The sequence below is a fragment of the Janthinobacterium sp. P210005 genome (genome assembly GCF_036231865.1).
Taxonomy (GTDB): Bacteria; Pseudomonadota; Gammaproteobacteria; order Burkholderiales; family Burkholderiaceae_D; genus Janthinobacterium; species Janthinobacterium kumbetense.
Genome location: NZ_JAZARC010000003.1, coordinates 446,356 through 467,331, shown reverse-complemented (window position 1 = coordinate 467,331; position 20,976 = coordinate 446,356). Strand labels below are relative to the sequence as shown.

The window sequence follows — 20,976 nt, the reverse complement described above, 5'->3', positions numbered from 1 at the left end:
TAGGAAAATTAAGAATTACATTGTTGCGGTGCTGTTTGTGTCGTTTGTTTTTGAATGATGATTAATTACCTGCCGCCAGTAATTGCGGCAGTAAATTTTGGGAATGTTTTTATTAGTATTTTATGTAGAGCTATGGATGTGATGATGGTAATGATTGCCGAGAAGAAATAGATAAAAATAATTGATGAGTTATGTTCTGGCTGGATTAATTTATACGATATTTTTTTGAATACAGTAAGTGTCGGTTCATGCATGGCATATAAAAAGAAACTGGTGGATCCAAGAGCAATAAGCATTTTTTTCAGACGAGGAAGGGACAACGCCGGTTGCGTCAGATACAAGATGATCGGTATCCCGAGAATAATGCCAGTCTTGTGCATGTATTGATAACTTGGTACTTCCAGGAATAATGCATTGGCGATGATCAGAAGAGTATAAATTATTAGCGTTGGCATTAGAGATTTTGAGATTGGCTGGTCAAGCAAGAAGATGCTTTGTGAATATATGCCGAAATAACAGCCAAGTACGAAAAAGAATGCTGATTCAGAACTGTTTTCTCCAATATTCAAAAACCACAGAACAAATAGTGCTCCAAGCACAGTTTTTGGCAGCCATTTGAGGGAGAAATGTATCAATGGTGTCAATAGAGCCAATATCATCAAATCTCGGATGAACCAAAATTGATAGGAAATAGGATATCTGGTAAGCCCGAAGATTGCATTGAGGTAGTCGAAGAAACTATAATTGGCGATTAATGTTTTATTGCCGGAGAAGTATGACAGTGTTGCCGGAACTGACTGTGCGAGAAAAAAAATCAGTAACGTCAAAATGTTCCAGAAAAGAAATGGAAACAATAGTGTGCGGGTGCGGGAGATGATTTTCTTGACGTAGCTTTCGGTTGACCATTGTGTGTCATGAAAGAATAAATAGCCAGAGATGAGAAAAAAAAGGGGGACGGCGCAACGTGCAATTTCCTGTGAAATAACAGATTGAATGAAATCGCTAATATGATTCTTCTCACCTGCTCCAGTGGCGATCCCGGAAAACATCAATGTGGCGCCATACACATGAATGAAAACGACGCCAACAATCAAAGGGAAACGCAATAGTTGTAGTCTCAAAGATTGTTCATTGCTTAGGGATTTTTTTATCATGGAAAATGAAGTTAATTGTTGATTTTTGAGACGGAAAAATCACGAGAGGGAGATGATAAAAAAATGAATGGGCCAATACGGGGGCAGATAGCAACTTCACGGTCCTCTGTATTGGCTGACCTGGCGATTACGCCCATGTATCGCCAGATCGTTGCTGCCGATGCGCGTTCTGGCGCAAACTCATTTGAGTCATACACTACGCCGTAGTGCTCGTTAGCATTGCTCAACGTGAAAAGATTGCTGTCAGCGCATGCGAAGATACATCCCGAGCACGTGGCTCCAAGATGGCGTCGCTGCTTGAGCTACCTCCGTGGGCCGCGCGGACTTTGCACTGAGTATGCAAAACGGAATTGGGTCGAGCTCAATCCTGGCACAGTTTCAGCGCATCTTGCCACTGCGGCAAACTACAGAAGGTATTGATAAGACGCTGCGACGATAGTACTGAATTGTTCGGCCGCTTTGCTGGTACCGGATAGTCGCGCGCCAGAATCGGTTTCACGCGGGGTTTTTTCTGAACCGACGTATGTGCCATGATCGCTTCGGTAAAGCCAAACCAGCTTGTCTTTCCTTGGGCCGTCAAATGGTACAGGCCCGAACGTTCTTCCCACCATCCTTGTCGGTCAGCCGTGGCCAGGCTTTGCGCCACGATATGCGCCGTGGTATCGGCAATGGTGCGGCTCCATGTCGGCGCGCCGAACTGGTCGGAAACGATACTCAGTTCGTCACGTTCCTGGGCCAGACGGAGCATGGTCAGCAGAAAGTTCTTGCCGTGCGTACTGTAAACCCAGCTGGTGCGCAGGATCAGATGCGGGATGCCGGTCGCCTGGATCGCCTTTTCGCCGGCCAGCTTGCTGCTGCCATACGCATTCACGGGGCAGGTCGGATCGGTTTCGACGTAGGCACCGTCTTTCGACCCGTCAAAGACGTAATCGGTGCTGTAATGGATCATCGCAGCGCCCAGTTTCTTTGCTTCTTCCGCCATGACACCCGGCGCTTCGCCATTGATTCGCAGCGCCAGTTCCGGTTCACTTTCAGCCTTGTCGACCGCCGTATAGGCTGCCGGGTTGACGATCAGCGTCGGCTTGATGCGGCGGATGACGTCGCGCACCTGGTCCAGGTCAGCCAGGTCCATCTGGCTGCGGTCCACCGCGATGATCTCGCCCAGGCCCTGCAGGCTGCGTTCTAGTTCGTAACCGACCTGGCCGGTTTTTCCTGTGATTAAAATACGGCTCATGAAATAGTTTTGTTCCAGTGTGTCAGATTGGTCGGTAACGGTCAGGCAAAAACGTCGGCATTGGCCAGCAAGGTACCGACTTTATCTTTGCCAGACAGCAGTGGTTCGCCATCGAGCGGCCAGTCGATACCGATGGCTGGATCGTTCCACAGGAGGCTGCGTTCGAACTCCGGTGCCCAGTAGTCGGTCGTCTTGTACAGGAACTCGGCGCTGTCGCTGGTGACCACAAAACCGTGGGCAAAGCCTTCTGGTATCCACAACTGGCGTTTATTGGCCGCTGATAAGGTCACGCCTATCCAGTGGCCAAACGTCGGCGAGCTTTTGCGCAGGTCGACGGCGACGTCGAAGACTTCGCCAGCGGTCACACGCACCAGCTTGCCTTGCGGTTGCTGGATCTGGTAGTGCAGGCCGCGCAACACGCCCTTGGCCGACTTGGAATGATTGTCTTGCACGAAATCGCGCGTGACGCCGGTCAGTTCGGCAAAGCGCTTCTGATTGAAGCTTTCGTAGAAAAAGCCCCGGTCATCGCCGAACACGGTGGGTTCAAGGATCAGGACGTCCGGTATGGCGGTGGTTTGAATTTGCATGGTGTGAAATGAGCCGTTCAGGCTTTAGTATATTTTTTCTTCGAGCAAGCGCAGCAGGTATTGACCGTAAGCGTTCTTTTTCAAGGGTTGTGCCAATGCTTCGAGCGTGGCTGCATCGATGTAGCCACGGCGGTAGGCGATTTCTTCAGGGCAAGCAACTTTCAAGCCCTGACGGTTCTCGATGGTGGCGATGAATTGGCCCGCTTCGAGCAGGGATTCATGCGTGCCGGTGTCGAGCCAGGCCATGCCGCGCCCCATCAGTTCTACGTTCAACTGCCCGCGCTCCAGATAAGTACGGTTGACATCCGTGATTTCCAACTCGCCACGTGGTGACGGGGCGATGCCGGCGGCGATATCGCACACCTGGCTATCGTAGAAATACAGGCCGGTGACGGCGTAGTTCGATTTTGGCTTGAGCGGCTTTTCTTCAATGCTGATGGCCCGGCGTTGTGCATCGAAATCGACGACGCCATAGCGTTCCGGATCGGTGACATGATAGGCAAACACGGTCGAGCCGCTGGTGCGCGCCGAGGCCTCGCGCAACTGCGATTCAAAGTCGTGACCGTAATAGATGTTGTCACCCAGAATCAGCGCCGATGGTGCATCGCCGACAAACTCTTTGCCGATGATGAACGCCTGTGCCAGGCCATCCGGGCTGGGCTGCACGGCATAGGTCAGGCTGATACCCCACTGGCTGCCATCGCCCAGCAACTCCTGGAAGCGCGGCGTATCTTGTGGCGTGGAAATGATCAGGATATCGCGTATGCCGGCCAGCATCAGGGTGGTCAGCGGATAGTAGATCATCGGCTTGTCATATACGGGCAGCAGTTGCTTCGAGACGGCCATGGTGACAGGGTACAGGCGCGTGCCGGAACCGCCAGCCAGGATGATGCCCTTGCGTTCGATGGGTGTTGCCATTATTGCTGCTCCTTGGCCGTGTCGCGTGCCGCGTAGTTTTTCTCTACCCACTTGAGGTAGTCACCCGACTGGACATCGCGTACCCAGGCCTGGTTGTCCAGGTACCATTGAACGGTCTTGCGGATGCCGGTGGCGAAGGTTTCGGCTGGCTTCCAGCCCAGTTCGCGCTCGATCTTGCGTGCGTCGATGGCATAGCGGCGGTCGTGGCCAGGGCGATCCTGTACATAGGTGATTTGTTCGCGATAGCTGCCGGACGCCTTGGGATCGAGCGTATCGAGGATGTCGCACAAGGTATGCACGACTTCCAGATTGGCCATTTCATTCCAGCCGCCCACGTTGTAGACCTCGCCCAGACGACCTGCCTCCAGGACGCGGCGAATCGCCGAGCAGTGGTCGCCCACGTACAGCCAGTCGCGCACTTGCATGCCATCGCCATAGATAGGCAAGGCCTTGCCGGCGCGGGCGTTGCTGATGATGAGCGGAATCAGTTTTTCCGGGAAATGGAAGGAGCCATAGTTGTTCGAACAGTTGGTCGTCAGCACGGGCATGCCATACGTATGGAAATACGCACGCACCAGATGATCGGACGCCGCTTTCGATGCCGAGTAGGGGCTGTTTGGCGCATACGGCGTCGTTTCCGTGAATGGCGGATCATTCGGTCCCAGGGTGCCATACACTTCGTCGGTCGAGACGTGCAGGAAGCGGAATCCATCCTTGGCTTCGCCCGTCAAGCCGCTCCAATAGGCGCGTGCCGCTTCCAGCAGGCTGAAGGTACCGTTGACGTTGGTCGAAATGAATTCGCCGGGGCTATGGATCGAGCGATCGACATGGCTCTCTGCGGCAAAATGCACGATGGCGCGTGGCTGGTGTTCTGCCAGCAGGCGCGAGATGTGAGCGGTATCGCAAATATCGCCACGCACAAAGATATGCCGCGGGTCTTGCTCCAGGCTGGCCAGATTGCTGAGATTGCCAGCATAGGTCAGTTTGTCAAAATTGATCACGGGCTCGTCGTTGAGCGCCAGCCAGTCGCGTACAAAGTTGGAGCCGATGAAGCCGGCGCCGCCAGTCACTAAAATCATGTTGTTATCCTTTTTTACTTGAACATCGTCACGATGCTTCACTCTTCTATTTCCGAAATGAAATTATTTGAAATTTTATTTGATCATGTAGTTAATACGCGCCATCTTTCTTGAAAATGACTTTAACCGTTTTCAGTAGAATAACAATGTCATTGAATAAAGACCAGTTCTTGACATACCATGCATCCAGATAAACGCGCGTATCATAGCTGACGTCGTTCCTGCCGCTGACTTGCCATAGACCCGTGACGCCGGGTTTCGCTTCCAGGTAATAGTCTACTTGGGGGCCATAACGCTCCAGTTCCGCATCAACAACCGGGCGCGGCCCGACCAGGCTCATTTCGCCTTTCAGTACGTTCCATAGCTGCGGCAATTCATCAAGACTGGTCCGGCGCAGGAAGTGGCCGATCGAGGTGATGCGAGGGTCGTTCTTCAGTTTGAAATCACGGTCCCACTCGGCACGGGCTTCAGGGTCGCGCTCCAGCAATTCTTTCAGCAAGACGTCTGCATTTACGGCCATGGTACGGAATTTGTAGCAGAGAAAATGCTTGCCATTCTGCCCCACACGTTTGTGGCCGTAGAAGATGGGGCGGCCAGAGGCCATGACCTTGGCGGCGATCCACAGCAGGATGGGCGCCCCGACGACCATCACGGCGATCGCCGTCGTCAGATCAAAGCAGCGCTTGATCATTTGTAAACCTGGCCGTGCCAGGTTGTTGCGCATGGTCAGCAGCAGCACCTCATGTGTAAAGAAATGGTTGACCTCCATGCCATACAGGGGCAGGCCGCGTACGGCAGGTACCACTTGCATATTGGCAACGCAACGGCTGACTTGCTGGATCATGCCCTGATAGGCATCGATGCCGCCTTGCTCCAGAGCGACAACTGCATGCGGATCACCCAGCAGCTTGAGCGTTTCTTCAGGATTGACACCAAGCGGAATGCACGGCACCGCCTGTTTGCTACGGTTCACGTAGTGTTGCTCCAGGCGGCCTTGGCCTTCGGGGATCAGGAAGGCAATCAGGCGATAGCCCATTAATGCTTCCTCATCGAAGGCCCGCGCTGTTTGCAAGGCATTGTCACCCCATCCGATGATGACCATGGGGCGTATCCAGCCGCCAGCTTTCATCAGCAGGTATTTGACCATGCCGCGCAGCAGCAGGACACAGCATGGCACCAGCAGCCAGGTGGCCAACAGTGCCTCGCGCGAAGAGTCGCGCTTGTCGAGGAAGACCAGGGCCGCGTCGATCAGGCCCATGACCATGGCGATCTTCAGCAGTTCCTTGATTTCATTCGAGTACGGGCGGCGTTTGGCATGATGGCCCTTCAGCTTGAAGATCGCCACAGTGACCACGGATAGCAGGCTGTAACTGAGCAGGCGTGAGCTATCCAAGCCCCAGTTGTTCAAATCGCCGCCATCGAGGGTCCATGTGCCGGCGAGCCAGAATGCCGTGAACATGGCTAACGCATCGGCAAAGGTGAGGAAATATTTTTCTACCCTGCTGCTGCAATACCATTTTATTTCTTGTACAAAGATGCCTTCGATTGGTTTCATGATGACTTGCTAAACCTTATAAACTTCGGTGTAAATTCTTGTGGTGCCGTATGCATGGTGCTTACGTATCTGCTCGGTCAAGTGCGGCCGTAGCGGTCTTCAAAGCGGACAATGTCGTCTTCCCCAAGGTAGCTACCCGATTGAATTTCAATCAATTCCAGCGGCAGCTTGCCCGGGTTGGCCAGCGAGTGGACGACGCCGAGGGGAATATAGGTAGACTGGTTTTCGGTCAGCAAATATTCCTTGTCGCCATTCGTGATCTGGGCAGTGCCGGAGACCACGATCCAGTGCTCGGCGCGGTGGTGATGCATTTGCAATGACAGCTTGGCGCCAGGCTTGACGGTGATCCGCTTGACCTGGAAGCGCTCGCCATTGCCGATGGAATCATAGGAACCCCACGGACGGAAGACTTCACGGTGCATGGTGGCCTCGGGGCGCTGCCTGTCGACCAATTGCGCGACCATGGTTTTCGTTTGTTGTGCCTGATCCGCATCCATGACCAGCACGGCATCGGCGGTTTCCACGATGACGGTATTGCGCATGCCAATGGCGGTGACCAGGCGGCTAGTGCTGTGTACCAGGCAATCGTTGCAATCCTGGATCACTACATCGCCCTGGGTGCTATTCTGGCTGGCATCCTTTTCCGCCACGTCGAGTACGGCTTTCCAGGAACCGATATCATTCCAGCCTGCATCGAGGGCGACGGTCGAAGCATGGCTGGTGCGCTCCATGACGGCGTAGTCCACGGCGATATCGGGACTGGCGGCGTAGGCATCCTTGTCCAGGCGAATGAAGTCGAGGTCGCTTTTCGCGGCGCTGATGGCAGCGCGGCAAGCTGCCAGAACAGCGGGTTGGAAGCACGCCAACTCTTCCAGGTAGCGGCTGGCGCGGAACAGGAACATACCGCTGTTCCAGAAGTAGTCGCCGCTGGCGACATATTGTTCCGCGAGCGTCAGGGCCGGCTTTTCCACGAATTCAAGCACGCGTTGGACTTGCCCGCTTGCAGCGCCCTCGACGCGAATATAGCCGTATCCTGTCTCTGGTCCCGTTGGCGTGATGCCGAACGTCAGCAACTGACCTGCCTCTGCTGCAGTACGCGCCAGCGCGACGGCGCGATGGAAGGCCGGGGCGTCCAGAATGACGTGGTCCGAAGGCAGCACCAGCAGGAGCGGATCCTCACCACTCTCCATCGCATGCAAGGCTGCCGAGGCGATTGCTGGAGCCGTATTGCGGCGCATGGGTTCAAGCAGCATGCGGCTATTTTCCAGACCGATCTCACGCACTTGCTCTGCGACAACAAAACGCGAGGATTCGTTGCATACCAGCAGTGCTGGCGACACGGTGTCTATGCCTGCCAGGCGCTGCAGCGTTTGTTGCAGCATGCTGCCCTGAGTGGACAAGCGCAGAAACTGTTTCGGGAATACCTCGCGCGAAAGCGGCCATAAACGTGTGCCGGAACCACCACAAAGAATTACCGGTACGAGGGGAATAGTCATTTATGCTTCAATGTAAATGTAATTATTGCCAATGGGAGCAATATTTTTAATAAATTACAGGAATCTTTGTATTTTCTCCGGACTCCATGGAGCCTGAGAGACACGCACTTTGGCGCGTCCTGTATTGTAGTTTGCTGCCCCGGTATTTCTGCTTAGCACGCAACGTTTTCAAGCAAAAAAGCAACAAACACGCATAGGGCACTGATACTGAGAATGAGCACGGCTCCTGCGGCGCAGTCCTTGACGATCTTGATGCTGGGATGGAGGGCCGGATGAAGGTGATCAATCAGATTTTCGAGAGCGGTGTTGAAGAGCTCCGCCGCGAGGACCATGCCACAGTTGAGCAATAACAAAGCCCACCAGATCATCGCTGGCCGGTACCAGGCAAGTACAAGCAATACCAGGAGGGCGGCAAGGCATTGCAGCCGAAAGCTCGATTCCATGCGGAAGGCGGCACCCAAGCCTTGCAGGGCAAATCCCATGCGTTTATGGAGAGGCTGGTTCTTCATGGCAACTGAAGCGATGGTGCGCAATATTTTACTGACATGAAGGCGGATCTCTCAATGAATAGATGAGGAACGCAGGCATGGCCATACGATATGACATCATTTGTCCACAGCAGAAAGACTGGTGCCAATCTTTTTGATGTTTGATAAAAAGTAAAAAAGCCCGTTTTCAAATGAAAAGGGCTCTTATTGCAATAGTTGGCATATTAAAGTATGTGAACTATTGCGGTGTCAGGCCTTCACCTTTTGGCTTTACATCAAGCTGCAGGATGGGCCTACCTGTCGCTGCCTGAGCAGCCAGGTATTAATGGTGGGTTGGGGTCGTGTGCGCGGTGGTCGAGTCCGAGCTAGCTGCACCGGCCACAACGGCAACTGCTGCGCCGATAGCGATCAGGGTGCTCACGCTCAGGCCGGCAACAGTGGCGCCGGCAGCGGCGCCAGCAGCAGCACCACCAGCAGCTGGTGCCGCTGCGACTGGTACAGGAGCTGGAGCCGATTGAGCCATGGCTTGTGCGGAAGCGAAGCACAGGATTGCCGAAGCGATCAGAATTTTCTTCATGGGATATCCTTTTAGGTTGAACAGCGGGAATGCTAAACTGTCACATGATTGTAGCAACATTTCTCTTGCTAGTCTGCGCCGTACAGTTCGTGGCAACGATAATTTATTCTATTTTAGCTACATACCTGACCATTCTGCGTGTCTGGCGGCCTGAAGATGTTGTTCTCTATCAACAAAAACGGCACCTTGCCGAGGCTGCGGTCCATGTTTTTGTTAAATATCGCGGGAATTGCTGATGCATTCGAAAGCGATCCACAAGTTTGCCAAGTCCTCGCCATCCCGCGTAAAATGCAGGCTTCGCGGGTGTAGCTCAATGGTAGAGCAGAAGCTTCCCAAGCTTACGACGAGGGTTCGATTCCCTTCACCCGCTCCATTTTTCGCTGGCGCCTGGCTTGATGCGGCGCAGCCACTTATTTCTCCATTCCCATGTCTTCTGATACCCCAGCAAACGGCCCGGCGCGGCCGATGATGTACGATCCGACCGAACACCGCATCCGCAGTTTCGTGACCCGCGCGGGACGGCTTTCCGTAGCGCAGGCGCGCGCGCTCGAGACCCTGGGCCCGCAGTTTCTGTTGCCTTTCGCCAAAGAACCGATGGATTTCGAGCAGGTGTTCGGCCGCAAGGCGCCCGTCATCCTGGAAATCGGCTTCGGCATGGGCGCGACGACCGCGCATATCGCCAAAGCCATGCCGGAGAAGGATTTCATCGGCGTCGAAGTGCATACGCCTGGTGTTGGCAGTCTGTTGAAGCTGATCGGTGAAGAGTCGCTGACGAATCTGCGTCTGCTGCAGCACGATGCCGTGGAAGTGCTCACGCACATGATCCCAGCCAATTCCTTGGCCGGTATCCACGTTTTTTTCCCTGACCCATGGCACAAGGCGCGCCACAACAAGCGCCGCCTGATCCAGTCGCCATTCGTCAAGCAATTGACCGATCGCCTGGCGCCGGGCGGCTATCTGCATTGCGCGACCGATTGGGAAGATTACGCGGTGCAAATGCTGGAAGTGCTGGGCGCCGAGCCGCAATTGCGCAATAGCGCCGATGGCTATGCGCCGCAGCCGGCGTATCGTCCGCTGACCAAGTTTGAAAACCGCGGCTTGAAGCTGGGCCATGGCGTGTGGGATCTGGTGTTCATCAAGAAATAACCTGGCGGTTTGCCCACGTGTGCCGTTTGCGCGAGAACAAGCCTGCCGCGGCGACGCCGCAGGCTTTTTTCATGCGCGCGCTAGCGTGCGCTGCCTAGGCAAGGTGGTGAAATTACGGTAGTCTTATCTTTTTTGCATTGACCAATATTATGTCCAAGAAAATACTCGTGACGGGCGCATCCGGTTTCATCGGCTCGCATACCTGTGTCGAATTGCTGGCTGCCGGCTTTGAAGTCGTCGCGGTGGATAACCTGTGCAATAGCGCGCGCGAAGCGATGGCGCGCGTGGAGCGCATCTCCGGCAAAAGCGTACCCTTCTATGCAGCGGACGTGCGCGACCGCGCGGCCATGGCCGCCGTCCTGCGCGAGCACGCCATCGATGCCGTGATCCATTTCGCAGGCTTGAAGGCGGTGGGCGAATCCGTGGCGCAGCCACTGATGTACATGGACAACAATGTCACGGGCACCGTGGCCTTGCTGGAAGTGCTGGCGGCGGCGAATGTGAAACGTTTTGTGTTCAGCTCGTCGGCCACCGTGTATGGCGACCCGGAGGCCTTGCCGATTCTGGAATCGTCGCGCCTGTCCGTGACCAACCCGTATGGCCGCTCGAAGCTGATGGTCGAGCAGATCTTGGCTGATCTCGTGCATGCCGATGCCCAGTGGCAAGTCGGCGTGTTGCGCTACTTCAATCCGGTGGGCGCGCATGCCAGCGGCTTGATCGGCGAAGATCCGGCCGGCATCCCGAACAACCTGATGCCGTTCATCGCCCAGGTGGCCGTGGGCCGCCGCGAACGCCTGGCGGTCTTCGGCAACGACTACGCCACGCCGGACGGCACGGGCGTACGCGACTATATCCACGTGGTCGACCTGGCGCTGGGCCACGTGGCCGCGTTGAACCGCCTGTTTGCCACCGAGGGTGGCTTTACCGTCAACCTGGGCACGGGCCACGGCTACAGCGTGCTCGACACCGTACGCGCCTTCGAAGCCGCCAGCGGCCGTCAGGTACCGTACGACATCGTGCCGCGCCGCCCGGGCGACATCGCCAGCTGCTACGCCTCGGCCGACAAGGCAAAGGAACTGCTGGGCTGGCAAGCACAGAAAAACATCGACGACATGTGCCGCGACCACTGGCGCTGGCAGCACCAGAATCCGCAAGGCTACGCGGCGTAAAAAAATCCGCCAGATACAAAAAATCCCGCTCACACGCAAGTGTGGCGGGATTTTTTTAGAGCGCCATCAACCCAATGGCGCCTGAAAAATACCCGGGGCTAGGCACGGCAACAACGCCCCAGGCATTTTCTCAGGCAGCCATTAAGGGTACAGGCCGCGCACTTCGCGAGCTTGCAGGACGCGGGTGCATGCCAGGATGAAGGTCGCGGTACGCATCGACACTTTCTTCTCTTGCGACACTTGCCATACTGCGTCGAACGCTTCGCGCATGATGCGGGTCAGGCGGCTGTTGATTTCTTCTTCCGTCCAGAAGAAGCTCGAGAAGTTCTGCGCCCACTCGAAGTAGCTGACGGTCACGCCGCCGGCGTTGGCCAGCACGTCCGGCACGATCAGTACGCCGCGGTCGGTCAGGATGTCGTCCGCTGCCGGCAGGGTCGGGCCGTTGGCGCCTTCCAGGATGATCTTGGCGCGAATGACTTGAGCGCGTTCAGCCGTGATCTGCTGTTCCAGCGCGGCCGGGATCAGGATGTCGCAATCGATGCCCCAGAAATCTTCGCGTGGCACGAATGCCTCGGCGCCTGGGAAACCTTCGACGCTGCCCACTTCGGCCACGTGTGCCAGCAATTGCGGGATGTTCAAGCCGCCAGCGTGCACGACGGTGGTCTTGTGGTCTTGTACCGCCACCACTTTCGAGCCGGCTTCAGCGAACATGCGTGCAGCGACGCCGCCCACGTTGCCAAAACCTTGCACGATGACTTTTGCGCCTTCGAGCGACATGCCGACCTTGGCGGCCGCATCGCAACCGACGACGAACACGCCGCGGCCCGTCGCATCGCGGCGGCCCAGGCTGCCGCCCAGCGAGATTGGTTTACCCGTCACCACGCCGGTCGACATATTGCCGCCGATCATGGCGTAGCTGTCCATCATCCACGCCATGACTTGTTCATTCGTGTTGACGTCCGGCGCCGGGATATCCTTGTTCGGTCCGATGATCATGCTGATCTCGCTCGTGTAGCGGCGGGTCAGGCGTTGCAGTTCGTTGCGCGACAGGGTTTTCGGATCGACACGGATACCGCCCTTGGCGCCGCCGTATGGCACGTTGACCGCGGCATTCTTGACCGTCATCCAGGCCGACAGGGCCATCACTTCCGATAACGTCACGTCCTGGTGGAAGCGCACGCCGCCCTTGCCCGGGCCGCGCGACAGATTGTGCTGCACGCGGTAGCCTTCGTAGTGGGCAATGGTGCCGTCATCGCGCTCGATGGGCACGTCGACCGTCAGGATGCGCTTTGGACGCTTCAGCGTTTCCACCCAGCGCGACAGGTTGCCCAGGTACGGCGTAACGCGGTCGATCTGCTCGAGGTAGACGCCCCATGGGCCAAGGTCTTCAGGATTCAGGTAGGAAGGAAGTGCGTGCTTGCTGGTCATGCTTGATAAGCTCCTGGACAATACGAATACGTTAGAGGCACAGCCGATATGCAGCTGCGCGCAGCGGAACCGCATCGTAGGCGATAGCCTCATGCCCCGGCCAATGCTTTGTGCGCATCCGGTTATGCATTTATTGCATAGTTGTGTTGCCAGGATTGCCAGTCAGGACTGGGTGGCCTCGGTGGCGCGTTTGCGGCGCTTGCCCATGCGCGCCTTGCCATCCTGCGACTGCACCAGGTATTGCCACAGGCTTTCGACGATCTGCTTGCCGGGACGCAGGCTTGATGGGCGTTCGCGGTACAGGCGGATTTCCAGCTCGATTTCCCAGCCTGGCGCACCGCCATCGGCGCGCGCCAGGTGTTTGTATTTGACGTCGCGCATGACGGCCGATTCGGGCAGGAAGGCGATGCCGCGGCCTTCCAGCGCCATCATTTTCAAGCCTTCCGCCATGTCCGTTTCGTAGCAGGTTTCCAGGAACAGCGGCGCCTTGGCGTCGGCCACCAGCAATTCCACCATGCGTCCCAGGTAGGCGTTGCTGGTGTAGGAGAGGAAGGGCAGCGGCTCCTTGGCGCTGCCGGGCAGGACGAAGTCCGGCACCTTGTCCTGGCCGCAGCGCGCATAGGCGCGCAGGGTTTCGCGGCCCATCACCAGCATGTCGTAGCGGCCCGGGTCCAGCTGCACCGGCTGGCGCGGATGGTGATAGCACAGCAGCAGGTCACAGCCGCCGTCGACCAGCTGCAGCACGGCGTCGTGCACGTTCAGGGCCATCAGGCGGCTGTTGATCGGCGCAAAACCTTCTTCCAGGGCCGTCAGCCACTTCGGCATGAAGGTCAGTGAGAGGGTGTGGGGCACGGCGAAATCGACGCTCGTCTGCGTGGCGGCCCGCTTGCCGCGCAACAGGGCGCGCACGCCGTTGATCTGTCCCAGCATTTCCAGCGCCTGCTCGTAGAACACGGCGCCGGCCGGCGTCAGTCGCGTCGGGTAGGACGTGCGGTCGACCAGGTCGATACCGAGCCAGTTTTCCAGCGACTGGATGCGCCGCGAGAATGCTGGCTGAGTGACGTGGCGCAGGGCCGCGGAACGGCTGAAGTTATGCGTTTCAGCGAGCGAGATGAAGTCTTCCAGCCATTTGGTTTCCATCGCGGCAGCATTCCGTTATCAAGGGCAGAGGCAAGGTAAAGTGGTCAGGCCGTGCTGGTCGATGCCGCCGGCTGGTACAGCGATGCAGGCAGGCCGAAGAAGGATGGCGGACCCAGGGTCGTGCCTTCGAGCGAGCCGCCCGCATTCAAGGCCTTGTTGATGGCCGACAGCAGGGAGCTGCGGCTGGCCAGGTTTTGTATCAGCGCGCGCGGGCCGTTGTGGAAGGTATGCTGGGCGATATCCGCGGCGACGACAAAGATCGGCTCGCGGCGCATGGGAAACTCCACCCATTCGCCGTCCTCGTCCTGGGCGCAGAACGTATGGGGCAGGGTCATGTTTTCGGCGCCGGGAAGGTGCGACGCCAGCACCAGGCCGAAGGCTTCCGGCACCACGTCGGCCAGGCGGCGCACGGTGAGATCGTCCTGCACCAGTAACCGTACTTGCGCTTCCACCTCGTCTTCGGCGTCGGGCTGGGCGCCGAGAATTTTCACGGCCTGATAGATCAGGTCGGACGAGAGTGCTTCCATCAAATCTTCCATCAAATCATCTCCAGTATCATGGCGACGATTTCGTCGCCGTACGAGGCCAGTTTTTTCTCGCCCACGCCGCTCACGCCGCGCATCTGCTCGAGCGAGGTGGGCTTGGCCTTGGCGATTTCGCGCAGGGTGGCGTCGACAAAAATCACGTAGGCCGGCACGTTGTGTGTGCGTGCCGTCTCCACGCGCCACCAGCGCAGCTTGTCGAAAATCGCCTGCTCGCTGGTGGACAGATCCGTCTCGACATAACCTTTCGCCACGCTGGTGCTGCGCTTGCTGGTTTTCACCGGTTTCTGGTACTGGCGCAGCTGCACTTTCTGGCCGCCCTTGAGCACGGGGCGCGAGGCATCCGTCAGTTTCAGCGAGCTGTATTGTTCATGGTCGACCGAGACGAGGCCCAGCGCGATGGCCTGGCGCAGAATCGATTTCCATTCCGCTTCGCCCAGGTCCGAGCCGATGCCGAAGACGGACAGTGCATCGTGGTGCCAGGTCTTGATGCGTTCCGATTCCACGCCGCGCAGCACGTCGATCACGTGGCCGCCGGCGAAGCGCTGGTCGACGCGGTAGATGGCCGACAGCAGTTTTTGCACGGGCACGGTGCCGTCGAACGACACGGGCGGCACCAGGCAGGTATCGCAATTGCCGCACGGCGAAGCCGGTTCGCCGAAGTATTCGAGCAATCGCATGCGGCGGCAGCTGAGCGTTTCGCACAGGCCCAGCATGGCGTCGAGTTTGACGCCCAGCACGCGCTTGAAGGTGTCGTCCGCCTCGGACTCGTCGATCATGCGCCGCTGCAGCACCACGTCCTGCAAGCCGTACGCCATCCAGGCATTGGCGGCCATGCCGTCGCGGCCCGCGCGGCCCGTTTCCTGGTAATAGCCCTCGATGCTTTTCGGCAGATCCAGGTGGGCGACGAAACGCACGTCGGGCTTGTCGATGCCCATGCCGAAGGCGATGGTGGCGACCATGACGATGTTTTCTTCGCGCAGGAAGCGCGCCTGGTTGGCGCTGCGTTTCGCGTATTCCATGCCGGCGTGATAGGGCAGGGCGCGGATGCCGCTCTGGTTCAGAAATTCCGCCGTTTCCTCGACTTTCTTGCGCGACAGGCAGTAGACGATGCCGCAGTCGCCCGTGTGTTCCGTGTTGATGAAGTCGAGCAGCTGCTTGCGGCCATTCGCCTTTTCCACGATCTGGTAGCGGATGTTCGGGCGGTCGAAGGACGAGACGAACTGGCGCGCGTCTTCCAGTTGCAAACGCAGCGCGATTTCGGCGCGCGTCTGCGGGTCGGCCGTGGCCGTGAGCGCGATGCGCGGCACGTCCGGGAACTGTTCGTGCAGCACCGACAGCTTGATGTATTCGGGACGGAAGTCGTGGCCCCACTGGGCCACGCAGTGCGCCTCGTCGATGGCGAACAGGGAGATCTTCGAGGCCTGGAACAGGTCCAGGCAACGCTGCGTCATCAGGCGTTCTGGCGCCACGTAGACGACGTCGATGCCGCCTGTGCGCACTAGGCGCTCGATGCGGCTCGCTTCTTCGTAGGTTTGCGTGGAATTGAGGAAGGCGGCGCGCACGCCGACTTCCTCCAGCGCGTCCACCTGGTCCTGCATCAGCGCGATCAATGGCGAGACGACGACGCCGACGCCGTCGCGCAGCAGGGCGGGAATCTGGTAGCACAGGGATTTGCCGCCGCCCGTGGGCATCAGCACCAGCGCGTCGCCGCCATGGCTGACGTGGTCGACGATGTCGGCTTGCTGGCCGCGGAAGGCCGGGTAGCCGAAAACGGTTTGCAGCAGGTGCAGCGCGCGCTGGTTAAGATCTTGATTCATAGTGCCTTATTCTGCCCAAACAACCCAGCCGTAGTGGGCGCTGGCCAACACCAGCAAGCCGAACACAATGCGGTACCAGGCAAAAAACGTGAAGTCGTGCGAGCTGATGTAGCGCAGCAGCCAGCGCACGCACAGGAAGGCGGAAATGAAGGCGGCCACGGTGCCCAGGCCGAACAGGGGCACGTCGGTGGCCGACAGGATGTCGCGCGCTTTGTACAGCGAGTAGAAGGTGGCCGCGAACAAGGTCGGGATGGCCAGGAAGAACGAGAATTCGGTGGCTGTCTTGCGCGACAGGCCCAGCAGCATGCCGCCGATGATGGTCGAGCCGGAACGGCTGGTGCCCGGAATCAGCGCGAATGCCTGCGCGCAGCCCACCTTCAGGGCGTCGAACGGCGTCATTTCATCGACCGAGTTGACGCGCACGGTGACGGGGTTGGTGCGCGCGCGGCGCTCCACCAGCAAGATGATGATGCCGCCGATGATGAAGGCCATGGCGACCGGTACTGGCTTGAACAGCGCATGCTTGATCATCTTGCCGATGGCCAGGCCGATGACGGCCAGCGGAATGAAGGCGATGGCCACGTTCAGCACGAATTTGCGCGACTTGACTTCGGTGCTGAAGGTGGACAGCACGCTGCCGATGCGCTGGCGGTATTCCCAGCACACGGCCAGGATGGCACCGGCCTGGATGGCGATCTCGAAGACGTCCATGACTTCTTTCGAGACATCCTTGGTAAAGTCGAGCAGACTGCCGGCCAGGATCAGATGCCCCGTGGACGAAATCGGCAAGAATTCGGTAAAACCTTCGACCAGCCCCATGATGATGGCTTTTAACGCAAGAATGAGATCCATAGATGTATAAACGGGTATAAGTGACAGGATGGGGTAACCGCGTGGCGCCAGCAATGTGCGCGGGGTCGAAGCTTACCATGCCGCAGGCCCGCGAACCTTATTTGGGCGCAGTTGGGCGGCGCTTTTTTAGCGCCGTCCGCCAGGCGGGAGGAAGGATCAGGATACTTGTTTTGCCTGCGCCACCAGGCGCGCGCTGGCCGCCACCAGCAGCAGGGTGGCGCCCAGCATGGCAAAGGCGATATTCAGGCTGGTGGCGTGGGCGACGAAGCCGATCACGGCCGGGCCGGCCAGGATGCCCGCGTAGCCGATGGTGGTGATGGCCGCCACGGCCAGGCTGGCCGGCATGGCATGCTGGTTGCCTGCCGCCGTAAACAGGATGGGCACGATATTTGCCGCGCCCAGGCCGATCAGCACGAAGCCTAGCATGGCCAGGCTGGCGTGCGGCGCCAGCACGGCCAAGAAGAAGCCTGCCGCTGCACACAAGCCGCCAAAAGTGAGCACACGCTTTCCGCCAAAGCGGCTGACCACCTTGTCGCCGGTGAAGCGGCCCACCGTCATGGCGATGGCGAAGGCGGCGTAGCCGAGGCCACCCTTGGCTTCTTCCACGCCGCGCGTGGTGGTGAGGAACAGGGCGCTCCAGTCGAGGATGGCGCCTTCGGCCAGGAAGACGATAAAGCACAACAGGCCAATGAAAATGACGGCGCCATGCGGCATGACGAACAGCGGCGTCTTTTCGCCGGAGGCGGACGCCGTCGGCAGCAGATGGCCTTGCGCCGCGCCCAGCACGCCGCACAGCAGCAGCATCACCACCACGCAGGACCAGGCCGGCGTCAGGCCCAGCCACAACAGCAGGGCCATGCAGGCCGCACCGGCGAAGCCGCCCACGCTGAACAGCGCATGAAAGCCCGACATCATGGCGCCGCCGTTGGCTTTTTCGATGATCACGGCCTGGATATTGATGGCCACGTCAAACGTGCCCATGGCCGCGCCGAACACCAGCAGCACTAGGCCCAGTTGCAGCGGCGTGGCGGCCAGCGCCAGGCCGGGCAGGATGGCGGTCAGCAGCAGGCCGGCGCCGACGATGACCTTGCGGCAGCCGAAGCGTGCCGTGAGCATGCCCGTAAACGGCATCGCGCACAGCGAGCCAGCGCCCAGGCACAGCAGCAAAATGCCGAGGGTGGCTTCATCGAGGCCCAGGCGCGACTTGGCGTAGGGAACCAAGGGCGCCCAGGCGGCCATGCCGAGGCCGGCGGCGAAGAAGACCAGGCGCGTGGCGCGTTGTTGCAGGGTGCCGGTGAGATGCATGGGGGAGCTTTTCAAAGTCGGGGTGGATAAAATCAGGCGCGGGCGCGCAACACTTGTACGCCCAGCCGTTCAAAGGCGGCCACGTGGGCAGCGTCGGCATCGGCTTCCAGCACCAGGTGCTGCAGCAAGCCCGTGGCCAATACGCCAAAGGGTGCGGCGGTGCCCAGCTTGTCGCTGGTGACGGCCACGACCACCGCCTTGCTGGCGCCGGCGATGCTGCGCTTGAATTCCGCCTCGTCGTAATTGAACGCTGTCACGCCTGCGTCCGCATCGGCGCCGCAAGCGCCGAGGAAGCACAGGTCGGGATGCATGCGCTCGACGGTGCGCAGCGCCTGCGGTCCCAGGCTGGCGCCGGCGCGGCGGTCGACCCTGCCGCCAGCCATGATCAACTCGATTTCCGGGCGTTCCATCAGGGCCATGGCAATGGCTGGCGCGTTGGTGATGACAGTGAGCGCTAACTCTGGCAGGGCGCTGGCGATGGCCAGGTTGGTCGAGCCCGCATCGAGAAACAGCACCTGGCCCGCGCGCACGAGGGAGACGGCGGCCTGCGCCAGGCGCGCCTTGCGTTCCGGCGCTTCCTGCTTGCGCTGGCTCAAGGTGCCGCCGTCCGGCGCCAGCGGCAGGGCGCCGCCATACACGCGCTGGCACAGGCCGGCCGCCGCCATCTCGCGCAGATCGCGCCGTATCGTATCTTCGGATACGTCGAGCTGGCGCGCCAGGTCCAGCGCCAGCACGCGACCGTCGGCATGCAATTGTTGCTGGATCAGCGCGTGGCGTTGTTTGAGGAGCAGGGTGGCGGACATGGTGAACCTATAAACGTGCAGGAATGTGCATGAATATACGCAAACGTGCAAACAGAGTCAAGCGTACGCAGGTTTCCATCAAATATTGCCGAAAAGATATAAGTTCTGTTAGTGTTGTAAAAAATGGAATAAAATAAGGGCAGCCATGTTTTCAAGTATCTCTTTCAAGGCAAGCTTGCCGGGCCGCGCCCTGCGCCGCAGTGGATGGTTGATCCTGGGCATGATGATCGTGTTGAATGCGCTGCATTGGATGCGTCATGACACGCTGGGCTGGAGCGATGCACGCGATTCCGTGTGCCTGCTGCTGATCTATCTGGGGATTGCCACCTTGCTGGAATACAAGCGGCAGCGCGACGCCGAGGAAGCGGAAGACGCGCGCTAAGCGCGACGCAAGCAGGGACGCCGTGCGCGCCGCCGCTCAGGGCGCCGTCAGCCGTTCCAGCTCGGCCAGCCAGTGCACCGCGTGTTCGCGGCTGTCGCCGCACATCTCCGCAGATGGCTGCAAGCCGCCGCAAAACGCGGGCCGTTCCGGCTGGCCAAAGATCTTGCAACGGTTGTCATCGGCCAGCTGCACGCAGCGCACGCCCGCCGGTTTTCCCTCCGGCATGCCGGGAATCGGGCTGGTGATGGACGGTGCGGTGCAGCAGGCGCCGCACGAGGGACGGCATGCCAGGGTGGCAGATGGTGACATGGGAGTTCAGACGGGCGGGTGAGGAGCCGACAGTATAGCAAGCCGGCTCCCATGTGTTGCCCGGGCGCGTTCAGCGCACGATGCTGACGCGTTTGCCCGATAAAGTGCGGCGGGCCGGATCGCCATGCACGGTGATGCGGCCGGAACCGCTGGCGCGTGCGTTGACTTCATTCTGGACGCTGACGTCGATGTCGCCGGAGCCGTTGCTCGCCAGATAGGCAACGTCGCTGCGCAGCGACGCCAGGTTGACATCGCCCGAGCCATTCACGTTGGCGTCCAGGCGCTGCACGGCGCCGTTGGCGCTGATGCTGCCCGAGCCGTTGACGGCCACGTTGATGCGTTCGCCGTGCACGCTGCCCAGCTGGATGCTGCCGGAACCGTTCTGCACCGCGTCCGTGTTGCCGCTGGCGAGGGCCGCCGCGTTGATGCTGCCCGAGCCATTGTTGGCCACGTCGAAGCGTCCCGTCGTGCCCGACAATTCGCTCTTCATCGACCCGCGCTGTTCCAGGCTGAAATCGTCGCCATTCAGGCCGCTGACCACCAGGCGGCCCGAGCCGGAGATGTTGATCTTCCTCAATTGCGGTGTCGTATAGATGACGTGGATACCATTGCTGCTGCGAATGTTCGTGTCGCTCCACAGGCGCAGCGTATTGCCGTTCACGTCGCTATGGATCAGCGGTTGCAGATTGCTGTCCGCTTCGATCACCAGCGATGCCGTCGGGCCGACGCGCACGTCGATCTTGATGTCGATGCGCTTCATGTTGTCGATGTCGAGCGCGCTGATGGTGCTGACCTGGCGCACGTCGCGGCTCACTTGCCCATTGCCCTGGATGACATTGCTGCTGGAATCGGCATAGCGCACTTCGCCATCGTTGGGGTTGATGACGATGGCGCAACCGCCAAGGGCAACGGCACAGCACAGGGCCAGCAAGGTACGCATGGTGTTTCCTTTATGATTGTTTTAGTTCGGGACAAGAAAAGAGCCGGCTGCC

21 protein-coding genes and 1 tRNA gene are annotated in these 20,976 nt (G+C 58.9%); 4 read left to right on the top strand and 18 right to left on the bottom strand.

Annotated features, from left to right (window positions below):
• Window positions 1-65 precede the first annotated feature (65 nt).
• The 9 genes from VPH40_RS15840 to VPH40_RS15800 form a co-directional block, all read right to left on the bottom strand.
• The gene (locus VPH40_RS15840) at window positions 66-1,154 is read right to left on the bottom strand and encodes an acyltransferase (protein WP_328573927.1); all 1,089 of its coding nucleotides are present in this window, start codon (window positions 1,152-1,154) and stop codon (window positions 66-68) included.
• Window positions 1,155-1,515: 361 nt separating this feature from the next.
• Window positions 1,516-2,388: a dTDP-4-dehydrorhamnose reductase gene (rfbD, locus tag VPH40_RS15835; RefSeq protein WP_099666300.1), complete on the bottom strand. Its 873-nt coding sequence runs from the start codon at window positions 2,386-2,388 to the stop codon at window positions 1,516-1,518.
• A 41-nt stretch (window positions 2,389-2,429) separates the two neighbouring features.
• On the bottom strand, window positions 2,430-2,975 hold the full coding sequence (gene rfbC, locus VPH40_RS15830; RefSeq protein WP_099666301.1) for a dTDP-4-dehydrorhamnose 3,5-epimerase: 546 nt from the start codon (window positions 2,973-2,975) through the stop codon (window positions 2,430-2,432).
• A 24-nt stretch (window positions 2,976-2,999) separates the two neighbouring features.
• Window positions 3,000-3,893 carry a glucose-1-phosphate thymidylyltransferase RfbA gene (gene rfbA, locus VPH40_RS15825; protein ID WP_251350080.1) on the bottom strand — a complete coding sequence of 298 codons (894 nt, stop codon included), beginning with the start codon at window positions 3,891-3,893 and terminating at the stop codon, window positions 3,000-3,002.
• Entirely contained in the window at window positions 3,893-4,972 is a 1,080-nt protein-coding gene (gene rfbB, locus VPH40_RS15820; RefSeq protein WP_099666303.1) for a dTDP-glucose 4,6-dehydratase, read from the bottom strand. The genes rfbA and rfbB overlap by 1 nt, the downstream gene beginning before the upstream one ends.
• A 91-nt stretch (window positions 4,973-5,063) precedes the next feature.
• A complete protein-coding gene (gene wbaP / locus VPH40_RS15815) occupies window positions 5,064-6,527 on the bottom strand; it encodes an undecaprenyl-phosphate galactose phosphotransferase WbaP (RefSeq protein ID WP_099666304.1) in 1,464 nt (487 codons plus the stop codon).
• Between the two features lie 77 nt (window positions 6,528-6,604).
• Window positions 6,605-8,023: a mannose-1-phosphate guanylyltransferase/mannose-6-phosphate isomerase gene (locus tag VPH40_RS15810; RefSeq protein WP_328573926.1), complete on the bottom strand. Its 1,419-nt coding sequence runs from the start codon at window positions 8,021-8,023 to the stop codon at window positions 6,605-6,607.
• A gap of 152 nt (window positions 8,024-8,175) precedes the next feature.
• A complete protein-coding gene (locus tag VPH40_RS15805) occupies window positions 8,176-8,532 on the bottom strand; it encodes a diacylglycerol kinase (protein WP_099668335.1) in 357 nt (118 codons plus the stop codon).
• 301 nt (window positions 8,533-8,833) lie between these two features.
• Window positions 8,834-9,088: a hypothetical protein gene (locus tag VPH40_RS15800; protein WP_328573925.1), complete on the bottom strand. Its 255-nt coding sequence runs from the start codon at window positions 9,086-9,088 to the stop codon at window positions 8,834-8,836.
• 299 nt (window positions 9,089-9,387) lie between these two features.
• On the opposite strand from VPH40_RS15800, the gene VPH40_RS15795 reads away from it, so the two are divergent.
• From VPH40_RS15795 to galE, 3 genes are all read left to right on the top strand, one after another.
• Window positions 9,388-9,461 (top strand) — tRNA-Gly (locus tag VPH40_RS15795).
• 92 nt (window positions 9,462-9,553) lie between these two features.
• Window positions 9,554-10,234 carry a tRNA (guanosine(46)-N7)-methyltransferase TrmB gene (gene trmB, locus VPH40_RS15790; RefSeq protein WP_092711937.1) on the top strand — a complete coding sequence of 227 codons (681 nt, stop codon included), beginning with the start codon at window positions 9,554-9,556 and terminating at the stop codon, window positions 10,232-10,234.
• A gap of 149 nt (window positions 10,235-10,383) precedes the next feature.
• Window positions 10,384-11,403 (top strand): UDP-glucose 4-epimerase GalE, encoded by a 1,020-nt coding sequence (gene galE, locus VPH40_RS15785; RefSeq protein ID WP_328573924.1) that lies wholly within the window; start codon window positions 10,384-10,386, stop codon window positions 11,401-11,403.
• Between the two features lie 141 nt (window positions 11,404-11,544).
• On the opposite strand, the gene VPH40_RS15780 is transcribed toward galE, so the two are convergent.
• The 7 genes from VPH40_RS15780 to VPH40_RS15750 form a co-directional block, all read right to left on the bottom strand.
• On the bottom strand, window positions 11,545-12,831 hold the full coding sequence (locus VPH40_RS15780) for a Glu/Leu/Phe/Val family dehydrogenase (RefSeq protein ID WP_034785857.1): 1,287 nt from the start codon (window positions 12,829-12,831) through the stop codon (window positions 11,545-11,547).
• 162 nt (window positions 12,832-12,993) lie between these two features.
• The gene (locus VPH40_RS15775) at window positions 12,994-13,971 is read right to left on the bottom strand and encodes a LysR family transcriptional regulator (protein WP_034785859.1); all 978 of its coding nucleotides are present in this window, start codon (window positions 13,969-13,971) and stop codon (window positions 12,994-12,996) included.
• 44 nt (window positions 13,972-14,015) lie between these two features.
• Window positions 14,016-14,510 (bottom strand): hypothetical protein, encoded by a 495-nt coding sequence (locus VPH40_RS15770; protein ID WP_328573923.1) that lies wholly within the window; start codon window positions 14,508-14,510, stop codon window positions 14,016-14,018.
• On the bottom strand, window positions 14,510-16,333 hold the full coding sequence (gene recQ, locus VPH40_RS15765) for a DNA helicase RecQ (protein ID WP_328573922.1): 1,824 nt from the start codon (window positions 16,331-16,333) through the stop codon (window positions 14,510-14,512). The genes VPH40_RS15770 and recQ overlap by 1 nt, the downstream gene beginning before the upstream one ends.
• Window positions 16,334-16,339: 6 nt before the next feature.
• A complete protein-coding gene (locus VPH40_RS15760) occupies window positions 16,340-17,185 on the bottom strand; it encodes an undecaprenyl-diphosphate phosphatase (RefSeq protein WP_099666310.1) in 846 nt (281 codons plus the stop codon).
• 156 nt (window positions 17,186-17,341) lie between these two features.
• Window positions 17,342-18,490, bottom strand: coding sequence for an MFS transporter (locus VPH40_RS15755; RefSeq protein ID WP_328573921.1), 1,149 nt, complete (start codon window positions 18,488-18,490; stop codon window positions 17,342-17,344).
• Window positions 18,491-18,522: 32 nt separating this feature from the next.
• Window positions 18,523-19,293, bottom strand: a complete 771-nt coding sequence (locus VPH40_RS15750; RefSeq protein WP_289900110.1) for a DeoR/GlpR family DNA-binding transcription regulator — start codon at window positions 19,291-19,293, stop codon at window positions 18,523-18,525.
• 145 nt (window positions 19,294-19,438) lie between these two features.
• Between VPH40_RS15750 and VPH40_RS15745 the strand changes: the two genes are divergently transcribed.
• Window positions 19,439-19,675, top strand: a complete 237-nt coding sequence (locus VPH40_RS15745; RefSeq protein WP_305054172.1) for a hypothetical protein — start codon at window positions 19,439-19,441, stop codon at window positions 19,673-19,675.
• 36 nt (window positions 19,676-19,711) lie between these two features.
• On the opposite strand, the gene VPH40_RS15740 is transcribed toward VPH40_RS15745, so the two are convergent.
• Window positions 19,712-19,984 carry a YkgJ family cysteine cluster protein gene (locus VPH40_RS15740; RefSeq protein ID WP_289912879.1) on the bottom strand — a complete coding sequence of 91 codons (273 nt, stop codon included), beginning with the start codon at window positions 19,982-19,984 and terminating at the stop codon, window positions 19,712-19,714.
• 70 nt (window positions 19,985-20,054) lie between these two features.
• Complete coding sequence (locus VPH40_RS15735) at window positions 20,055-20,924, bottom strand: head GIN domain-containing protein (RefSeq protein WP_099666314.1); 870 nt, start codon at window positions 20,922-20,924, stop codon at window positions 20,055-20,057.
• Between the last annotated feature and the right edge of the window lie 52 nt (window positions 20,925-20,976).

What these genes read in the sequence shown, in the direction of transcription:
- rfbA (WP_251350080.1), bottom strand. Translation starts at nt 3,893, where the DNA reads ATGGCAACACCCATCGAACGCAAGGGCATCATCCTGGCTGGCGGTTCC.
- VPH40_RS15840 (WP_328573927.1), bottom strand. Translation starts at nt 1,154, where the DNA reads ATGATAAAAAAATCCCTAAGCAATGAACAATCTTTGAGACTACAACTA.
- VPH40_RS15805 (WP_099668335.1), bottom strand. Translation starts at nt 8,532, where the DNA reads ATGAAGAACCAGCCTCTCCATAAACGCATGGGATTTGCCCTGCAAGGC.
- VPH40_RS15770 (WP_328573923.1), bottom strand. Translation starts at nt 14,510, where the DNA reads ATGGAAGATTTGATGGAAGCACTCTCGTCCGACCTGATCTATCAGGCC.
- galE (WP_328573924.1), top strand. Translation starts at nt 10,384, where the DNA reads ATGTCCAAGAAAATACTCGTGACGGGCGCATCCGGTTTCATCGGCTCG.
- VPH40_RS15780 (WP_034785857.1), bottom strand. Translation starts at nt 12,831, where the DNA reads ATGACCAGCAAGCACGCACTTCCTTCCTACCTGAATCCTGAAGACCTT.
- VPH40_RS15800 (WP_328573925.1), bottom strand. Translation starts at nt 9,088, where the DNA reads ATGAAGAAAATTCTGATCGCTTCGGCAATCCTGTGCTTCGCTTCCGCA.
- VPH40_RS15810 (WP_328573926.1), bottom strand. Translation starts at nt 8,023, where the DNA reads ATGACTATTCCCCTCGTACCGGTAATTCTTTGTGGTGGTTCCGGCACA.
- VPH40_RS15775 (WP_034785859.1), bottom strand. Translation starts at nt 13,971, where the DNA reads ATGGAAACCAAATGGCTGGAAGACTTCATCTCGCTCGCTGAAACGCAT.
- VPH40_RS15735 (WP_099666314.1), bottom strand. Translation starts at nt 20,924, where the DNA reads ATGCGTACCTTGCTGGCCCTGTGCTGTGCCGTTGCCCTTGGCGGTTGC.
- VPH40_RS15745 (WP_305054172.1), top strand. Translation starts at nt 19,439, where the DNA reads ATGTTTTCAAGTATCTCTTTCAAGGCAAGCTTGCCGGGCCGCGCCCTG.
- VPH40_RS15740 (WP_289912879.1), bottom strand. Translation starts at nt 19,984, where the DNA reads ATGTCACCATCTGCCACCCTGGCATGCCGTCCCTCGTGCGGCGCCTGC.
- rfbB (WP_099666303.1), bottom strand. Translation starts at nt 4,972, where the DNA reads ATGATTTTAGTGACTGGCGGCGCCGGCTTCATCGGCTCCAACTTTGTA.
- recQ (WP_328573922.1), bottom strand. Translation starts at nt 16,333, where the DNA reads ATGAATCAAGATCTTAACCAGCGCGCGCTGCACCTGCTGCAAACCGTT.
- VPH40_RS15760 (WP_099666310.1), bottom strand. Translation starts at nt 17,185, where the DNA reads ATGGATCTCATTCTTGCGTTAAAAGCCATCATCATGGGGCTGGTCGAA.
- VPH40_RS15755 (WP_328573921.1), bottom strand. Translation starts at nt 18,490, where the DNA reads ATGCATCTCACCGGCACCCTGCAACAACGCGCCACGCGCCTGGTCTTC.
- rfbD (WP_099666300.1), bottom strand. Translation starts at nt 2,388, where the DNA reads ATGAGCCGTATTTTAATCACAGGAAAAACCGGCCAGGTCGGTTACGAA.
- wbaP (WP_099666304.1), bottom strand. Translation starts at nt 6,527, where the DNA reads ATGAAACCAATCGAAGGCATCTTTGTACAAGAAATAAAATGGTATTGC.
- trmB (WP_092711937.1), top strand. Translation starts at nt 9,554, where the DNA reads ATGATGTACGATCCGACCGAACACCGCATCCGCAGTTTCGTGACCCGC.
- rfbC (WP_099666301.1), bottom strand. Translation starts at nt 2,975, where the DNA reads ATGCAAATTCAAACCACCGCCATACCGGACGTCCTGATCCTTGAACCC.
- VPH40_RS15750 (WP_289900110.1), bottom strand. Translation starts at nt 19,293, where the DNA reads ATGTCCGCCACCCTGCTCCTCAAACAACGCCACGCGCTGATCCAGCAA.